The 17003-nt window shown below is 61.7% G+C and carries 19 protein-coding genes; 2 read left to right on the forward strand and 17 right to left on the reverse strand.

Annotated elements, in window-relative coordinates; translation table 11 throughout:
* Positions 1-14 precede the first annotated feature (14 nt).
* From U4Y91_RS25370 to U4Y91_RS25400, 7 genes are all read right to left on the reverse strand, one after another.
* On the reverse strand, positions 15-1184 hold the full coding sequence (locus U4Y91_RS25370; RefSeq protein ID WP_321807387.1) for a type IV secretion system protein: 1170 nt from the start codon (positions 1182-1184) through the stop codon (positions 15-17).
* Positions 1184-3649, reverse strand: a complete 2466-nt coding sequence (locus tag U4Y91_RS25375) for a VirB4 family type IV secretion/conjugal transfer ATPase (RefSeq protein ID WP_321807388.1) — start codon at positions 3647-3649, stop codon at positions 1184-1186. The genes U4Y91_RS25370 and U4Y91_RS25375 overlap by 1 nt, the downstream gene beginning before the upstream one ends.
* A 1-nt stretch (position 3650) precedes the next feature.
* The gene (locus U4Y91_RS25380; protein ID WP_321807389.1) at positions 3651-3971 is read right to left on the reverse strand and encodes a VirB3 family type IV secretion system protein; all 321 of its coding nucleotides are present in this window, start codon (positions 3969-3971) and stop codon (positions 3651-3653) included.
* An 18-nt stretch (positions 3972-3989) separates the two neighbouring features.
* Entirely contained in the window at positions 3990-4286 is a 297-nt protein-coding gene (locus U4Y91_RS25385) for a TrbC/VirB2 family protein (protein WP_260428059.1), read from the reverse strand.
* A gap of 93 nt (positions 4287-4379) precedes the next feature.
* Positions 4380-5051, reverse strand: a complete 672-nt coding sequence (locus tag U4Y91_RS25390) for a lytic transglycosylase domain-containing protein (RefSeq protein WP_321807390.1) — start codon at positions 5049-5051, stop codon at positions 4380-4382.
* Complete coding sequence (locus tag U4Y91_RS25395; protein WP_415750493.1) at positions 5048-5596, reverse strand: hypothetical protein; 549 nt, start codon at positions 5594-5596, stop codon at positions 5048-5050. The genes U4Y91_RS25390 and U4Y91_RS25395 overlap by 4 nt, the downstream gene beginning before the upstream one ends.
* Positions 5589-6434, reverse strand: a complete 846-nt coding sequence (locus U4Y91_RS25400; RefSeq protein WP_321807391.1) for a ParA family protein — start codon at positions 6432-6434, stop codon at positions 5589-5591. The genes U4Y91_RS25395 and U4Y91_RS25400 overlap by 8 nt, the downstream gene beginning before the upstream one ends.
* A 530-nt stretch (positions 6435-6964) precedes the next feature.
* Here U4Y91_RS25400 and U4Y91_RS25405 point away from each other — a divergent pair.
* Positions 6965-7180: a hypothetical protein gene (locus U4Y91_RS25405; RefSeq protein ID WP_321807392.1), complete on the forward strand. Its 216-nt coding sequence runs from the start codon at positions 6965-6967 to the stop codon at positions 7178-7180.
* A 10-nt stretch (positions 7181-7190) separates the two neighbouring features.
* On the opposite strand, the gene U4Y91_RS25410 is transcribed toward U4Y91_RS25405, so the two are convergent.
* The 10 genes from U4Y91_RS25410 to urtB form a co-directional block, all read right to left on the reverse strand.
* Positions 7191-7490: a helix-turn-helix transcriptional regulator gene (locus U4Y91_RS25410; RefSeq protein WP_415750494.1), complete on the reverse strand. Its 300-nt coding sequence runs from the start codon at positions 7488-7490 to the stop codon at positions 7191-7193.
* A gap of 232 nt (positions 7491-7722) precedes the next feature.
* Positions 7723-8181 carry a hypothetical protein gene (locus tag U4Y91_RS25415; protein ID WP_321807415.1) on the reverse strand — a complete coding sequence of 153 codons (459 nt, stop codon included), beginning with the start codon at positions 8179-8181 and terminating at the stop codon, positions 7723-7725.
* Between the two features lie 154 nt (positions 8182-8335).
* Complete coding sequence (locus tag U4Y91_RS25420) at positions 8336-9373, reverse strand: porin (RefSeq protein WP_321807394.1); 1038 nt, start codon at positions 9371-9373, stop codon at positions 8336-8338.
* A gap of 61 nt (positions 9374-9434) precedes the next feature.
* Positions 9435-9989 (reverse strand): amino acid synthesis family protein, encoded by a 555-nt coding sequence (locus U4Y91_RS25425; protein ID WP_321807395.1) that lies wholly within the window; start codon positions 9987-9989, stop codon positions 9435-9437.
* On the reverse strand, positions 9986-11398 hold the full coding sequence (locus tag U4Y91_RS25430) for an amidase family protein (RefSeq protein ID WP_321807396.1): 1413 nt from the start codon (positions 11396-11398) through the stop codon (positions 9986-9988). The genes U4Y91_RS25425 and U4Y91_RS25430 overlap by 4 nt, the downstream gene beginning before the upstream one ends.
* Positions 11399-11450: 52 nt before the next feature.
* Positions 11451-12629 (reverse strand): ABC transporter substrate-binding protein, encoded by a 1179-nt coding sequence (locus U4Y91_RS25435; RefSeq protein ID WP_321807416.1) that lies wholly within the window; start codon positions 12627-12629, stop codon positions 11451-11453.
* 8 nt (positions 12630-12637) lie between these two features.
* Positions 12638-13408 (reverse strand): ABC transporter ATP-binding protein, encoded by a 771-nt coding sequence (locus U4Y91_RS25440; protein WP_321807397.1) that lies wholly within the window; start codon positions 13406-13408, stop codon positions 12638-12640.
* The gene (locus U4Y91_RS25445; protein WP_321807398.1) at positions 13395-14129 is read right to left on the reverse strand and encodes an ABC transporter ATP-binding protein; all 735 of its coding nucleotides are present in this window, start codon (positions 14127-14129) and stop codon (positions 13395-13397) included. Before U4Y91_RS25445 ends, U4Y91_RS25440 begins: the two co-directional genes overlap by 14 nt.
* A complete protein-coding gene (locus U4Y91_RS25450) occupies positions 14129-15202 on the reverse strand; it encodes a branched-chain amino acid ABC transporter permease (protein WP_321807399.1) in 1074 nt (357 codons plus the stop codon). The genes U4Y91_RS25445 and U4Y91_RS25450 overlap by 1 nt, the downstream gene beginning before the upstream one ends.
* Before the next feature lie 3 nt (positions 15203-15205).
* Complete coding sequence (gene urtB, locus U4Y91_RS25455) at positions 15206-16081, reverse strand: urea ABC transporter permease subunit UrtB (RefSeq protein WP_107313273.1); 876 nt, start codon at positions 16079-16081, stop codon at positions 15206-15208.
* A 360-nt stretch (positions 16082-16441) separates the two neighbouring features.
* On the opposite strand from urtB, the gene U4Y91_RS25460 reads away from it, so the two are divergent.
* Positions 16442-16828 carry a helix-turn-helix domain-containing protein gene (locus tag U4Y91_RS25460; protein ID WP_059815406.1) on the forward strand — a complete coding sequence of 129 codons (387 nt, stop codon included), beginning with the start codon at positions 16442-16444 and terminating at the stop codon, positions 16826-16828.
* The last annotated feature ends 175 nt before the right edge of the window (positions 16829-17003 follow it).

Raw genomic sequence — 17003 nt, forward strand, 5'->3', positions numbered from 1 at the left:
TCGTCACCTCCTTTTCAACTGCTCTGCTGGCCCAGATTCGCGCGCGCAACGCGCTGGTAAGCCGGCGCTGCGCCGCCGCCCGATCCACCACTCGATCCGCCACCCGAACCGGTCCGGTCGCGAATCTCACCTCCGGAGCGCGGTCCTTGTCCGTTACGGCTGAACGCCCGTCCAATCGCCGTGACGAGACTTCGTGATGCCATGCCAGCCGCAAACGCCCCAAAGCCCGATAGGGTTGCGCCGCCAGACAGGCCGGCCGCAACAGATGGCAACTGCCAACCGACCATCGCGAGGAACAAGCCGGTCGCAAACATGCCAATCGCGGCGGCGGCCGGAGCGGCATCGTCAAGGGAGGCGGAAATGGCTTGCATCAGGGCTGACGAGTCGGCACCGGGGGAACTGCTCGTCGCATGGAGCGAGGTGAGCTCGGCCGAGAACGCCGTGAGCGCCATACCGAGGAACGCTGCGACAAGGACCTGCAGCAACGCGTAATTGGCAAGCTTCGCGGTCCACGCTTCGAAAAACCGCGCGGTCGGCGCAAATGCCCCGCACGCGATGAAGATCGGGCCCAGTCCGAGCACGAGTTCGAGCAGCATCCTCGCCATCACCACCTCGAAGGCCAGGACAATCAAAAAGATCGAGCCACCGAGCGCGGCGGTCAGGCCGCAGAGGAAATCCCCCATCGCGGCGGCCAGACCGCTCGGGCTGATCCCCTCGTGCGTCGCCTTGTTGAAGTAGGCGTCCATCACGAGGTCAACCTGCTGGTCGTAGCAGTCGAGCGTCTCATAAATGCTGGTCGCAGCAGCCTGTCCTGTTACGCTACTGCCATTGGTCGAGCCGCATCCCGGATTACCCCCAACCGTCGTGTTCGCCGCATTCTGGATTGTCTGGGCCAGCCCCGCCGTTGCACCGTTGACCGCACCGACGACGTGCTGCTGGTAGATCCCGGCGCTCAACGCGAACGCCAGCGTGATCGCCACTTTCAACCCTCGCCAGGCAAATGCCGGCACGGCCTCGTGGGCCTCGCCGCGTACCACCGCGAGACCATAGGCCAGCACCCAGATCGTCACGGCCGTGGTCGCAACGGGCACGAGTGCCCCGGAAAGCGCCGACGACACATTCGTCACGTAGCTCGACATGCCGTTTTCAAGGGTGCCACCCACGGCGGTAAAGAGGCCGCTCATCACGCACCTCCCGGACCTGGCTTTGAAGACGGTCGCGCTCCGACCTGCGCCGCGCGGCGCTTCGCGAGCTCGTCGTGGAATACGGGTAGCCAATCGTGCGGTGCGTCGCCGACCTGAGCGCGGATCGTGTCGAGCAATTCCACGTTGTCGGTCGTGCCAGAGAGCACATCGAGCACATCGCCGAGCCCGGCGAGATCGAGCCGGCCGATCGCGGAGCGATGGCCTTGCTTGACGAGGAACAGGCGGCTGCTCTCGCCCAGGTTGCGCACGATATTGAATTCCGCTTCGGTCAGCTTGAAGCCATGCACGTAATCGTCGTAGTCGGCACGCGGATTCGGCAGGAAGAAGAATGTCGCGCTCTGCTCGATCAGCGCACTCGCGATGTCACTACGCAACACATCGGCCGGCGACTGAGTGTCGAAAATCCCAAGCCCGTTTTGTTTGCGGATCGTCTTCTGCTTGTTTTTGGCAAAATCGGTAAAGACCGGATCGCTGAGCCGCTTCCAGAATTCGGTCATCACGTAAATGAAGCGTCGACCATCAATCAAGTGCTCGGTCCGATGCAGCAGGTACATCGTGACGGGCGTCGACACCTCGGTATCGTCCAGCAGCTCGGTATCGTCGAACCCAAACAGGTCCGCGTGCGCCAGATCGATGCGATCGGCCGGATTGTCCAACACCCAACCCAGACGCCCGCCCGCACACCATTTCGCCAATCGCGCGTGCAAGCTGTTTTCACCGACGTTCGGCAAAAGCTGCCGTACCATCGACAGGCGGCGCAGCGGTGTATCCATACGCGCGACCTCGCGAACAGCACGCGAGATGTCGAGTTCGTCCTTCGCCGACAGCGGCGCACCGATGTCGACGAGTTTGCGCACAAGGCGCTCCCAAAAGTCGATCGCCAGTTCATCCGGCGCCATCTGGAACGGATTCAGCCCAGTTGGTTCACCGCGGCGGAATACCGTATAGGTCCCACCCATCGCACGAATCGCGATCTCCGTGCCGCGGTCCTTGTCAAACAGCACGGCTGTGATGCCATACTTGGTCGCCATGGCCAGCAGGAATAGCTCGAGCACCGTCTTGCCCGCGCCGGCTCGGCCGATGATCTGGGTGTTGGCAAGCGCCTTCTCGTCGAACGAGTCCTGCTTGTCCGGTGTCGCGTGGAAGTTCAGATAGAGTGGCTGGCCGCTCGGCGTCTTGACGATCGTGATTGCCTCGCCCCACGGATTACCGTCACGTTTGCCGGTCGCGAAGTTGTGCAGACTCGCCAGGCCACAAAAATTGCGCGACGTGAGCTTTGCCTCGCGCGGCCGGTAGCGCCAGTTGGCCGGCAGTTGCGCGAACCACGCCGCATCAGCCACCAGATCGATCAGTGCCGTCTGGAAGCCGGCATCGGCCAGTTGCGTACGGGCTTTGGCGATGCTTCGTGACACTTCGTCCAGCGTGTCACCGAGCACCGCCAGCGAATAGTGGTACTCGCCGAGAACGAAATTCCCGTTGATCAGCTCATCGAGCGCCTGGTCGATCGCTTCGACCTGGGACACAGCGACATCTTCGCCGGCGATGAGCTGATTGTGCTGCCGCTCCAGCGCTTCCTTCCCGGTGGGTTTGTCCAGGATCGTAAAGCTCTGCGTCTCGATATACTCGAAGTCGCCGTACAGCAAGCCATTGAGCATGCCTGGTTCGGTGTCTTCCGGATAATCCTTGAGGTCGAGCATCGCCGCGAAGCGCGTTTTCGTCGGCATACGAATCTCGACTTTCTCAGCACCGACAAACAGCCGCGAAATCGGCAGTGCCTCGCGAATCGAGCCGGTGGGCACAGGCTCACGCTCCCAGACTCCGTTGACCAGATAGCCGAGCAATTCCAGCGCCGACGAATAGCGGCGCGAGGTCCGCCCGACGAGGCTGGGCCGGCGATAAACGCCAAGCGCAATCGGCTCGTACGGTTTGAGGCTGGATTCAACCTGGGCGGCGAGCTCCGTCATGACCTTCAATGCGTCGGTCTGATCGCGTCGGATATCGTCGCGCGTGCGGCGTGCCGCACGGCTGAAGACACGTCCCAGTCGCGTGCGGTTTGGCCGGTAGACCACCGTCAGATACAACTCGTTGGCCATCATCCGGTAGCCCGAAAAGCTCCCGTAGTAGCGTGTCGCCAGCTCCTCGCAAAAGCGATTGCGGTACTGGGTCGAAAACTGGTCCGACACCCGCCGACGCAAACGATGCGACCACAGCGACACATGGCCGCCCGCGAGTCCGCGCACGAACTGGTTGAACCCGTCATGCCGCGCGAGGATGTCGGCGGGATCGGCCGCCTCAAAGGCGATGCCGGCGATCTTCCAGATTTGCACGTAGTCGCCTTCGCGCGTCTTAATAATGTGGTCGGTCACATGTGTCGAGTACGGGATATAGCCGGCAAGCGGTACTTCCCGGTTCGCGATGGACACGATCGGCATCTTTCCCTCCATCTCACGCCCTCCTCTTCAGGCGTACCGGCACATAGGCATGCACGCCCCAGAAGCGGCGATTGCGCTGGCACAGCGCCATACGAACGCGTTGCCCGTGCTGCGCGAGCCGCTGGTCGTCATGGCGAGTGATCCACCGCATCGCGACGAACACGGGAATCATCAGAAAGAGGATCGCGACGCCCAGCAGAGGACTGGCCAGCAGTGCCCAGATGGCCGGAATCAGCATGCCGCCGCCGATCATCAGGAACGGAACCAGCGGCACCCCCCACAGCATCGCGGGACGGGTGCAGCCTTTGAAGACGGGATCTTTGAGTGCGTGCATGGTTCGGCGCCGCCCGGATCAACTCGTCGGGATCAACATGCCGGCGATGACCGTCGCGCAACCGACGAACAGGCCGCCGATAAACACATTCGCGATATCACCGAACCGGGCGTGCTGAAACATCATTCGAAATCCCGCCCAGATAATGGAAATCGAACAGATCACGCCGCCGACGCTCAACAGTGTTGTCTGGATCATGTTCAGCAGCGCATTGACCTGAGAGAGTTGCGCCCATGCCGGAACAACGAACATCAGGGACGAAGCGGCCAGAGCGATTGCGCGAGCCGTTCTTCGCCCGGATAGCAGTCTCACCATCCACACATCGATAACGCATTTATTGCATCGTATTACTAAGTACATGTCCGACTCCGCGTCGATTGATCACCACCTGATTCCTAAAATGAAGAGCTAGAACACCACTGCACTCGCGTCCGGTTCGCGCTCCGGATCCGCAGCGGGCGACACCGCATTCACTCCGTCGTAATCCCGTCGCGGTGGCTGCTGAATCAAAGATCGAGAGCGTGATGAACGGATAGGCGGCACAGAACCGATCGGTAAGACCGGAATAGGCACGATCTCCGGTACGGAAGACTTCAGCGTCGCGGCGTTCTCGACGACATGCTGTACGTAGCCCGTCCGGTAGCCGGTCGAGAAATTACCGCTCGCATAGCAGGACAGACCCGCGCGCAGCGCGGCTTGGACATCAGATTGATGATCGGTCAGTACACGGAACTCGCTGGCCTTCGCCGCCGCGCTAAAACAACGGTGGAGGATCGCCGCACCGGCCGCCAAGTTGCGGCACGGCTCAAACGCGTTCTCGGGGGTCATGCCGTAGGCCGGCCAATTCTCCCGATTCACCTGCGCGAGTCCGACGCTGAAGTTCCAGCCGGTCTCCTCCAACGCACGTGCTGTCGCGACCGCTTCGGTTGCACTCAATGGCTGTCGCCGCAACCGACCGTGTACGACGCCAATCGCGTAGGGATTGAATCCAGATTCGGTCCGCACGATCGCCGCCATCGTGGTCGGGTCGATCTGCGGCGCACAGCGTTGCGCGATGGACAAGAAATCGAGCGGCATCATCGATTCCTCCAACCAAGTCGATTGACCTGCTGCAGGTGATCCGCTGTCGAATTTGCAAGGTCATAGGTCGACGGTGCGCTGCCAGCGCCATAGAATTTCGTGACCGTCGGTCTCTGGTTTCCGACACGCCGCCAGACACGATCATCGAGTTGATAGTCGACCTTGGCGTTGATCGCACCAATTGCCCGGCACATACGTTCGCTCTGCTCCGACCCGGCCCAGTACAACATGGGTTCTCGGCAATAGCTGGCGTCGGCGAACGTGTTGGTCGCCGATCCGCCTCGCGCGCCACCTGTAGCGAAATCGCAAGTTGGAAACGGATCACCGTGTCGCAGCGCGTCCCATAATCTTTCGATTGGCGGTTCACATTCCGCGTACTGCTCCGGGCCACCCGGATTAGACAGACACAACATCACCTGACAGCCCCAATCGTCCGCATGCGTCACATCGGGCCACGCCATGAACGTGCCAAGCACGACGGCAATCGAAACCAAACCGAACCGCACAGTTCGGCGTATATTCGGAATCGACGTGAACTTACACATGACACGCCTCGCTCCATTCCGATTGCAACGGGGCTTCGCGTATGGCATCGAGTCGTCGAACGATCACATCGAAACACGCGCTCATGGCCTGCCATTCGCGATGAACTGCCAAATCGCCTCGGATCTGATCTGCAACCGATATTCCACGCGCCTGCGCCCGCGAAATGGCGTCGAACCGGGGCAGCAGTAAAAAGCTTTCGGGGCGTTGATCATGTGGAACCAGCCACGCACCCATGGACGCCTCGAACCGCTTAAGCTGGGTCTGCTGATGCGGCGTCGGCTCGAGGCAGTTGGGCACGATGCCGATAAAACAGAGCGACGGATTGAGTCGGGCGCGTACATTGCGCACACCGTTACTGCCATTGACGAAATCGACGACCTGCTCCGTCGTGTCCGGCGACAGAAGCACAGGACTGATTAGCGCATCCGCGAGTGCTGCCGCACATATGGCACGCAAATCAGGCCACGGCGGACTGTCGATCAGGCAAAGGTCGAACAAGGGATCGATCTGGGACAACAAATGTCGCAAGTTGGCGTAACATCGCGCGCCGGCCGGATCGTCCCGATACGCAATGCCAGGGATTTCGGTAGCGGCGAGTACACCGATGCACGGTCTGGCCGTGTCAGACAGTCGATTGCGCCGAACATTGGATGACGGGCACTTCGTCATGCACGCGCAGGTGCCGCGTGTGAGCGAAATGGCACTGCATGCCGGCTCGGCCAGATCAAGCACCAACACCCGGTGTCCACGTACCAGACGAAGATAATGGGCGAACTGACACACGAACGTCGTTCTGCCTGTACCACCATGAGCCGAAGCCACTAGAAGCGATTTCATGACCGTCTTTCCTCGGATGAGCTCCGAGCGTCGACGGCTGTCCATGAAAAAGAGAACCCGCGGCGTCACAAAGACCACCGCGGGTTCAACGGGGAATCTTGAAACCCAACCAGCAAACAAAAAGCCTGCGATTGCGAACCAATCGCAGGCCTTCTCATGTGCACTACGGCACACCCTTACACTGACATCGATGCATCGGGGCCGCTAACGCGTACTCGGTCGTGCTACGCACGTTGACCGGATCAGATTGTTGGCTTCACTGTAGGTCAGCCGTCACGGCGATTCAAGCGCCGACGCTCGCCAACAGAACGCATCTCGTTCCCAGTCGCGCCGCAATATTCCTTGCTGTTCCTATATTTATTTTTTGTTCATCAAGAACGTGATCTTGTCCACAACGCATCATCACGATGCGCCTGCGCTTCGCGCTGCGTGAGCGCCTATGCAACTGACATCGCCGAACTTTCATCCCGCGAACGCTATTGTGTGAACTTGCCTTCCTCAAGGGCGCGGGCAAGCGCAGACCGCGCAGCATGGAGTTCGAGATCGAACAGACGACGTGGATGGCGAACAATCTTCAGTCGTCGACACACGACCTCCCGACTCGCATGCCAGAGGTAGACCATCCGCAGAACCTCCCGATGTCGTGGCTGCAGCGTTCGCCACGCCCGGGTTACACGTTCGGCATCGCTGGGATCGTACGCGCCGCGATTCGACTGCCCCCAATTGCGAAGACGCTCATCGAGTGACGGCGATTGCTCATCGTGCTTCACCGCCATCTCCCCTGCCTTCCGTCTCGTGCGCCTGTGATGCTCGATATCGCGACGGATCGGCCAGGAATTGTTCGATATCGGTCGCCCGCCACCCTACCATTCGTCCACCAAGCGGAATGGCAGGCGGAAACGTTCCGTCTCGCATGCGCTTATAGATTGTCGATCTCGATAGGCCCGTGCACCGCTCGACTTGTCGGCGGCGCAAGATCGTTCGCGTTCCATCATCATTCCAAGACATGATTGGCCCTCCATATCCGGCACGAACATGGCCGGAACTGAAAGGCATTCAAGCAGCAAGGATGACCAGATACCAAACCCGTCGTACCGACGGGACATTCCGTCGGTTAAAAATGGTGTCTCTCCAAAGATTGCACACGACATGCTCGTGATCCGTCGCAGCGAAGCCTGGCAACGCCATCGCGTTTCGATGCGACCTTTCCACAGTGACCGATGTGGTATTGGTCACGCGGAGGCTGAAAGGATGATCGCAGGATGCGCTTACGGTAAGCTGTTTGGCTTCACGGCGCCGCGCCCGACGTCGGAACGGGTGACCGGATCTGTCCGGTCATGAATCGTTGAAGGTCTTCCCAAGCGGTGCAGTACCTGTACATCGGCACCGCCGCCAACTGCTCGTCATGGACGACCAACAGCTGCTCGATCGTGGACTGCTCGCGATCGAGCAACAACCAGGCAGCGCCCTGCTCCGCACGTGCAATGCAGGCCTCCAAAGCGGCCTCGGCTTGCCGGTACAGGTTCAAATCCGCCCCCGCTCCCGTCTCGTTGCGCATATAGAATGCGAGATAGACGACCCGTAGCAGACAACTAATTTGCTCTTCTCCCCCGTGACCAGCCCTTACAGCGGCCAGTGCCATATGATTTTCGAGGGACAGCGCTCGGACCTTCGCGGTCGGCAACGGCAGAAGGTCGCCTTTGGTAAGCGGCTTGCGCCCCGCGCGTCGGACTTTCGGCAAAACCATGAGCCATGAAGTGTTCGTGATGATGTTGGGACATGATACCGCGAGCCTCACGTCGAGGCAGAGCGCACCGTGCTCTGTCGAATCGATGCGTGCGCAACGCAGCCGAAGTCGGATACCCGCCCGGCTGCGTTCTGCTGCAATGAAGCGGCGCAACTTAGAACTTGACCCGCATCCCGGCGCCTACACTATTGCCAGTCGACACACCTGTGATCGTGTCATAACGCCAAGCCGCATACACATCGGTCCGCTTCGACAACGGGTAGTCGTAGCCGAGCGCGAGCGTCGACCAACGGAGATGATCTCCGACCGACGGTCGCCGCCGCGTTCCCGCCCACGACATCAGTACGCTTCCTAACCCTATCCGAACGCTTGCCCCGAGCTGCACCGTATCGTCCGTGACGCGATTGTTGTTGTCCACGCGCTCGTACTGGGCGAACAGCTTGACCACACTCCACCGATACGCGCCACCGACCATCCATGCAGTCTGCGTAGTGGCGCCGTTCAGAAACAGCGATGCCGTGTGCAGACTCTGCACGGCGGCCGTCGCCGAAAACGGGCCGCCGAAATACAAGACGTTCGCGCTGTAGTTGGCCTGCCCGGCATGGCCGGCAATGCCGGCATTGCTGTAAAGCAGGCTTCCGGACAGACCGGCGACCTCGGGTGTCTGATAAAGGAGCGAATTATCGATCGCCGTGTCGCTCTGGAGTGACGCAGCACCCATGCCCGAGCCAAGGAAACTATGCACGACAATCGGCGAGAAGACGAACGAGTTGCCGAACGGATTGAACAGCAGCGTCGACACGAACAGCGGCGCGGTATTGCGCCCCAGCGTCAACGCTCCGAAATGGCCGCTCAGACCAACGAAGGCGTTTCGCCCGAAAAATGACTGTCCAGGAAACGAGCCGGCCTGGCCGCCGTTGATGCGATAAAAGCTCTCGAGCGTGAAGACGGCCTTCATCCCCCCGCCCAGATCCTCCGTACCGGACATCCCCCAATACGAAGTCGTCATCCCGCCAGAGCCGACTTGCCACGCGTTGCCGGCGGCACCAGCAGGATGCACTTCGCCAATGAATGCGTCCGCTAACCCATACAGCGAGACCGATGATTGCGCATGTGCGACCCCGGCACCGGTGCACACGCCCAACGTTACAGCCAACTTAGCCACGCTTCCCCGAAATGTTCTTATCTGCATGATGTCTCCTTCGTCTTTGTGATTGTTTGTTCGTGTCGTGCCGTCTTGGCATCGACACTGTTCAGTCCGGTCGCACACGCGCGAGCGGTCTACCCCTGTCGGCCAGCGCGATCGCCACCACGATCTCGTTCGGCGCTGGCGCATCGGCGAGCGTCAGCGAGACCGTGTCAAAGTGGTCAAAGCTCCACATGTCGGTGCTGCCGTGGAGCGGAATGTCCACACATGCGCCTGGCGCGGCACGTTTGGTCACCGACGGAATCAACGACGTGGCGCCTGGCAAGCTCTCGCGCATGGCCCTTCCCATACGGGGATGCAAGAGTGCCGCCGCACATTCGAGCGGTACCGCGCTGCCCACGAGCGCGGCCTTGCCGTAGGCCTGAATTGTCGACGGCGCGACATCCAGCGCCCATCGCGCCCGTCCGGTCAGCAACGTGCCAAGCTCAGCGCCCAGTTCATAGAGCGGCTCGAGCGCCGCGAGCGGCGCGTCCGCGTGCCAGTCGTCGAATCGGAGAACTGCTGCCGCCACGACCTGCCGATGTGGCGGGTCAACCGGTACGTGCAACTCGGTGCGCCGCTCGAGGAGGTGGACGACGAATTTGGTGATGGGCAGATTCATGTCAGCACCTCCACGCCCTCAGTCTGGCCTTGCATTGCTTCTGGTGGAGCCGGAAACGGGCCACGTGCGGACTCGTACGCCCGTGCCGCGCGCAGCACCAGCGCATCGCCGCCCGACGGCCCGATGATCTGTAGGCCCGTCGGCAACCCGCCAGGCAAACCACACGGCACGCTCGCCGCCGGCAACCCAGTCTGGTTGCACCACGACGTCAACGGCGGCGCCATGCGCGATTGCTCGGGGCGTCCCTCCGCGAGCGGCGGGGCACAATGGAATGTCGGCGTGAGCAGCAAGTCGTAGTCTTCAAAGAACGCGGCCATCGCGACCGTCAGCGCGTGACGCGCCTGAAGCGCATCGACGAAGGTCGAAGTGAGGACGCTACCGCCGGCCTCAGCCAACGCAGACACGTCCGGATCGAGCTGCGGCCGCGCAGAGGGAGGAAGCTGCCGGGCCCTTTGTGCAAAGAAGACCGCCCACTGGATTGCGTGCATGCGACTCTCCAGATAGCCGTCCAGCGGCTTCACATCCGTTTCCTCGACCTGTGCCCCGAGCGCTTCGAACAGGCCCACCGCCTGACGGACACTCACGGTGATGTCAGGCTCAACCTGCACACCCGCAGGCGCCGGGCAATAGGCAATGCGCAATCCGGCGATGCCATCATCCAGACCGATGCGCAGATCGGAACCAGCAGAAGCCGGTCTTCGAGCATCGCTCTGGCGGGACATCACGGTCAGCATCAGCGCCGCGTCGCTTACGCAACGCGCGATCGGACCAAGCGTCGACAGGTGAGTCCAACTCACCGCCGCGCCAGCTGGCACCCGGTTGAACGACGGTTTCATTCCGACCACCCCGCTCCAGCATGCTGGGACGCGGATCGACCCACCGCCATCGGTGGCCAGCGACAACGGTCCCATGCCGAGTGCAACCGCTACAGCTGATCCGCCGCTGCTCCCGCCGGACGTGAGACGCCGATCCCATGGGTTGCGGGTAATGCCAGTGAGCGGACTGTCCGTGACGATCTTGTTGCCAAACTCTGAGGTCGTGGTTTTGCCGAACAGCAGCGCGCCGGCCTGTCGCAGTCGTGCGACCGCGGGTGCGTCATCGGCCTCCGGCGCGCTGGGTGACGTGAGCGATCCATATCGGGTAGGCAGTCCGCGCACGGCGACGAGGTCCTTGACCGAGACCGGCACGCCATCCAGCAATCCGCATGGCTCCCCGCGCATCCAGCGTTGCTCCGACTCGCGTGCGGCGGCCAGCGCGCTGTCCTCGTCGAGGTTGCACACGCCGTTGACAAGGGGATTGACGAGCGCGACCTGGTCCAGAACCGCGCAAATAACCTCGACAGGCGAGAACGAGCGGCGCCGGTAGCCGACCATGAGCTGCTCGACGTTCATTCCCAGTACGTCATTCATATGTATTCCCAAATAATTGAGAGAAATTGGAACGTGTTTGATTACCTCATGCCTATCCCTCGCACTGCGGTGGAATTGGTCCGGCCGAGTCCAACACCGCGAAACCGTTGTCCGACAGCGCCCTGCCGATACGGGTTTGGCATAACACATGGTCGCCGTCCTGGCTCACGCCCGCCTTGCCACGCGGCAAATTCAACGAAACACCCGACAGCGCGGCTTTCACGCGGGTGACGTCGACGCTGCCGGCCACCTTGACAGCCGCTGCAAACAGGCGAAGTCCGGCATACGTGCACTCGCCGTGCGGTAGCACCACGGCCAACTGCCCTAACCGAGGGTCGTTTGGGCCAGCTTCATGCGCCGTGTAACGCGCGAGAAAATCCCGGTTCTCAGGGTTGTCGACGCTCATGAAATACGAGGAAACGCCAACGATCCCGGTCGACGCGCCCGTGGTCGCGATCGACAGCGACTCGTGCGCAATGTCAGTCACCAGTTGCGGGTTCATGCCGAACGAGCGGTACTGCTTGACGAAGGTGACCGGGTCGTCGCCGATGCTGTGCCAGACGATCTGTGGGCGCTGGCTTGCGATCTGCTGCAACACCGCACCATAATCGCGTGTGCCGAACGGCAACCAATACACGTTGAGAAACTGCCCGCTGTAACGCTTCACCGCTGCCTGCAGCGCGGGCACCAGCACTTTGCGGTTGCTGCCGATGTCCGAGACCACCGCGCAAACCGTGCGACCACCCTTGCGCATCAGCCAATCGATCAGTGGATCGACGCGCTGGTTGACAGTCAGGCCCGTAGTGAACAGATTCGGATCGCAGCGCCCCTCGTCGAAGTTCGGGTAGATCACCAGCCGCCCAGCCGACTTGGCGGCCTGCAACGCAGCTTCGCGCTCGGACGGTAGCACCATGCCGGTCAGGACCGCGACCTCATCGCGCATCAACAGTTGCCGGGCCTTCTGCAGCGTCACGGCGGTGGACATCTGGGTATCCTCGACGCTCAGTTGCAACGGGCGTCCCAGCAATCCACCGGCGGCGTTGATTTCGTCGACAGCCAACTGCGCGCAGTTGCGGTTGGTCTCGCCCACGCGGGTGAGCGGACCGCTCAATGGCGCGAGCAAGCCGATCTTGAGCGGCGTGGTAGCCCGTACCAACGACGGCATGGCAGAAGTGGTGAGTGCGCCGACGACACTGAATAAGGCGGTTCGGGTAAAGGCGCGACGATTCATCGTAGTCTTCATCGGGTGAGGTCCAGGTGGGAATGCGTCGAATGTGGTGAAGAAATTGAAAACGTGTCAGACTCGGTGGCCGGCGACAGGTATTGCGCCAACGGATGAGCCCCCGCCGAACCGCTTCGTGGCTCGATGTGGCCGGCATGGGCAACTCGTCCATTCTTGAGCACGATGCAGCGCTGCGCGCTGCGCAGCACGAGATCGAAGTTCTGCTCGACGAGGAGCACGGCGAGCCGCGATCGGCGGCACAACGTTGGGATGACCTCGCCGATCAGTTCGACCAGATTCGGCTGCACACCGTCGGACGGTTCGTCCAGCAACAGCAGTTTCGGCTGACCGCACAGCGCGCGGGCAATCGCGAGCACCTGCTGTTCGCCACCGGAAAGCGTGCCGCCGTGCTGCGAGAGCCGCGACTTGAGGATCGGGAAGTACTCGAACACCTCGTCGAGAATCGCCCCACCGCCGGCCGCCTGCGTGCCCATCATGAGGTTCTCGCGCACGGTCAGTTTCGGGAAGATCCAACGCCCCTGCGGAACCAATCCAATACCGCGCCGGGCGATCGCATGGGTCCGTAGTCCGGTGATGGACTGCCCCTGAAACAAGACATCGCCGTATACGCGCGGCAGCAGGCCCATAATCGCCTTGACCAGCGTCGTCTTGCCCGCGCCATTGCAGCCAAGCACACCGACCACTTCGTTAGGTCCAACCTCGAGGTCGATCTGCTGCAGTACTGCGACATCGCCGTAGCCGGCCGACAGATTCTCAATGTGCAACATGGCTTGCCCCCTGACCGAGATAGATACGCCGGATTTCGTCGTCGCGTGCGATGTCGGCATAACTGCCCTGGCGGACGATCTGCCCGCGATGCATGACCCATGTCTCGCACCGCAGCGCCTCGACAAAGGTCAAATCGTGCTCGATCGCCAATACCGCGCAGCGCTCGCGCAAACGGTGGATCAAACGCACGAGCCGCTGTGCATCGTTGGCCGACAGGCCGGCGGCGGGCTCGTCGAGCAGCAGCAGTGCCGGTTGGCACATCATCGCCATGCCAATCTCGAGCCACTGTCGCTCGCCGTGCGGCAAGTGCATTGCGATCTCTGCTGCCTCAACCGACAGCCCGATCTCATCGAGGATCGCGTCCGGATCCGGCATCGGCGTGTTCCGATACGCCGCGACGCCGAGGCCAGCGACGACGAGGTTCTCGCGCACGCTCATCGCCAGAAACGTGTTGGTGCCCTGGAACTTGCGCACCACGCCACGCCGGCAGAACTGATGCATCGGCCGGCCCGTCACGCGCTCGCCGGCGAGATACAACTCTCCGGCGCCTGGTGCGATCGCCCCGGACAACAGCCCGACCAGCGTGCTCTTGCCGGCGCCGTTCGGGCCAATGACGCACAGCAGGTCGCGCGGGCCGATCGTCACGTCGACGTTGTCGACTGCGTGAATGCCGCCGAATGCGCGGTGCAGCCCCTCGCCCTTCATCAACGGTGCGTTCATCACCGCCCTCCTTCCACGTGCTCGGCGCGTTGCATGGCGGCTCGCCCTAGGCGGTTCCGACCGATTCGCCGCACGCCAGTGATCAAGCCACGAGGCCAGACCCCGTTCGGCAAGAACAGCACGCAGCCGAGGAACAACGCACCGAACAACAGCGGCCATCCGTCGGTGCTGACGCTCGATACGATTTGCTTGAGCAGCGTGAGCGCGACCGCCACGAGTACCGGACCGCCGAGCGTGCCGCGCCCACCGATCGCGACCCAGAGAATGACCTCGGTGGCCAGCACCGGTGAGAACACGTCCGGCGCTACGACGCCCGAACACGTGGCCATCAGCACACCAGCGATTGCGGCAAGCCCCGCCGACGCGGTAAACACGAGCAGCAGGTGCGCCGAAGTGTGATAACCGCACGCTTTCGCACGCCATTCGTTGGTAGCAATCGCCGACAGAACCTTGCCGTATCGGCTGCGGCACACGAGCCAGGTCGTGACGAGCAACATGGCAAGCACGGCTGCTACCGCGTACCAGGCCCTGCCCGCTCCGCTCAAATCGAGCGTGTGCCCGATCAGTGAAAAGGACAGTCCCGGTATGCCGAGGAGGCCCGTGTCGCCACCCGTGATCGATTGCCAACTCGTCGCCAGTTGCTGGACGATGATCAGCACGGCCATGCTGATAATGGCGAAGAAGTGCAGCCGGACCCCCGCGAACAGCAAGAAGTAGCCCAATACGCCCGCCACCGCCATCGCACAGAACAGTCCAACGATGAGTCCGATGACAGGCGTCTGTCCGAACTGCACGGTGGCGACCGCAAAGCCGTACGCGCCCAGTCCGAAAAACGTCGTATGCCCAAGCGTGAGCACACCCGCCCTGCCCCACAGCAGGTCATAGCTCAGTGCGAGCAATCCCATGATCAGCGCGTCGCGCACGGTCGAGAGCAGGTATGGTCCCAGGCAAAACGGCAGGATCAACGCGGCTGCGACGATCGCGATGCCGACTGCCATCGGGGAAATGTCTTCGATGCTCATTGCCGGCTGCCACAACCAGCGGCGCACGTGTGCAAAAGGTGGTTGGAGCATGACTTAACCTTTACCGTGAAGCTGATGCGCGGCGCTGAAGCCAGGCAACAGACCCTGTGGGCGGAAGCGGATCAGAACGATGGACAGGATCAGCACGATCGCCGAGGCCAGCGACGGATCCACGCGATAGCTGAGCAGCGTCTCGGCCGTGCCGACGAAGGCGCTACCGAACAGGCTCCCGGCGATCGAGCCAATCCCGCCCAGCACGATCACGAAGAACGCCTTGGCGAGATAGGCGACGCCGAGGTGGGACTCCACCGAAACCATGGGTGCCACCAGTACACCGGCGAGTGACGCGAGCGCAGCGCCCCCACAGAAGGCCAGCCGGTTCAGCCGTCGTGTATCGATGCCCACCGCTTCTGCCATCGCCGGATGCTGGATCACCGCGCGCAGCCGTGTGCCAAAGCGCGTGCGAGCGAACAACAGCCAGCACCCTCCCGTCACTGCGAGCGCCACGCCGATCACGAAGAGCCGGTACGCTGGATAGCTGCCCCCCGGCACGGGAATCGCCCCGTTTACGGGCGCATACACCAGCATCGGATGTGTGCCGAAGACGAGTTCGAGAGCCTTCTGGACGATCAGGCTGACCGCGTAGGTCGCGAGGAGCGTGTCGAGCGGCCGTTCATACAGGAGCCGGATCACGAGGCGCTCAAGGCACCAACCGAGCACCGCCCCCACTGCAGGCGCCGCGAACAATGCGAACCAGAACGCATGCGCCCCGCCCAATGATTGCGCTACGGCCAGCGTGTAGGCGCCGATCGTGACCCACTCGGCATGCGCGAGGTTCACGATATCCATCATGCCGAAGATGATCGCGAGGCCTAACGCGACCAGCACCAAAATGCTGACATAACTCAGGATATTGAGGAATACCATAATTATTCGTAGTCCTATATTATTGAGAAATTGAAAATTTCTGTCTACTTTCCCAGCGAAACTAGCCTTTTTCGTCGATTTCAAATCCATCGCGCCGCACCCCAATGCCGGCTGCTTCGGGTCTGTCAAGGCCTGCCCTAGCACAACGATTGAAGTCTTCTCCGTCGCCTGAGCGCTCAAGCAACGCGCGGAGAGATGATGGTCAGCGGTCGCGCTCTAATCTATGTCGGTGTGGTGGCAGCCTGCTCACCCGGCCCGAAAGCGAACTCGTGATAATATAACGTATTACACATATTATAAGGTATAAAGTCCTTCTGCAAGTATTCGTGGAAAAGCACACTCGCGTCTCTACTTCGTGTGGGGATGTCGGTGACAGCTGACGATTTTGAAGACGGAGAACTCGCCAAGACCGTCGGAAAAGCAATTGCAAACAGACGCAAGCGCATGGCGCTCACGCAAGAGCAGTTGTCTGAAGCCGCCGGAATTGCTCAAGCGTCGCTGTCCCATATCGAACGCGGACAGGTTCTGCCGAGCTTGGATCGGCTCGCTCAACTCGCGGCGCTACTACACTGTCGACTCGCGGATCTACTCGCCGAAGCAGGCACTACGCCCGGGGACCGGGCCACGCGCATTCACGAAAAATTGTCTGCGCTCGCGCCGGCCCAACAGGAAGCACTCGAGCGCCTGCTCGACGAAGCGATCAAGTTGGTGACCAATTCACGCGCTGAACCCCGCCGTAAAGCAAGATGATGTAAGCGCGCGTCGATTCGACGCCTTTCCGCCTCCCTCCGATAACGCACGCCTGCACGGTATAAAACAGTCGTGCGGCGCTGACCTTCGCACACCGCCTCCGCCGAGGAAACTGCTCGACTCCGCGGCATGCTTGCCAACGCCGCCGCGCTTGCGCACAAACCTGTTTCCATCG

Source organism: Burkholderia sp. BCC1993 (genome assembly GCF_905339865.1).
Taxonomy (GTDB): domain Bacteria; phylum Pseudomonadota; class Gammaproteobacteria; order Burkholderiales; family Burkholderiaceae; genus Burkholderia.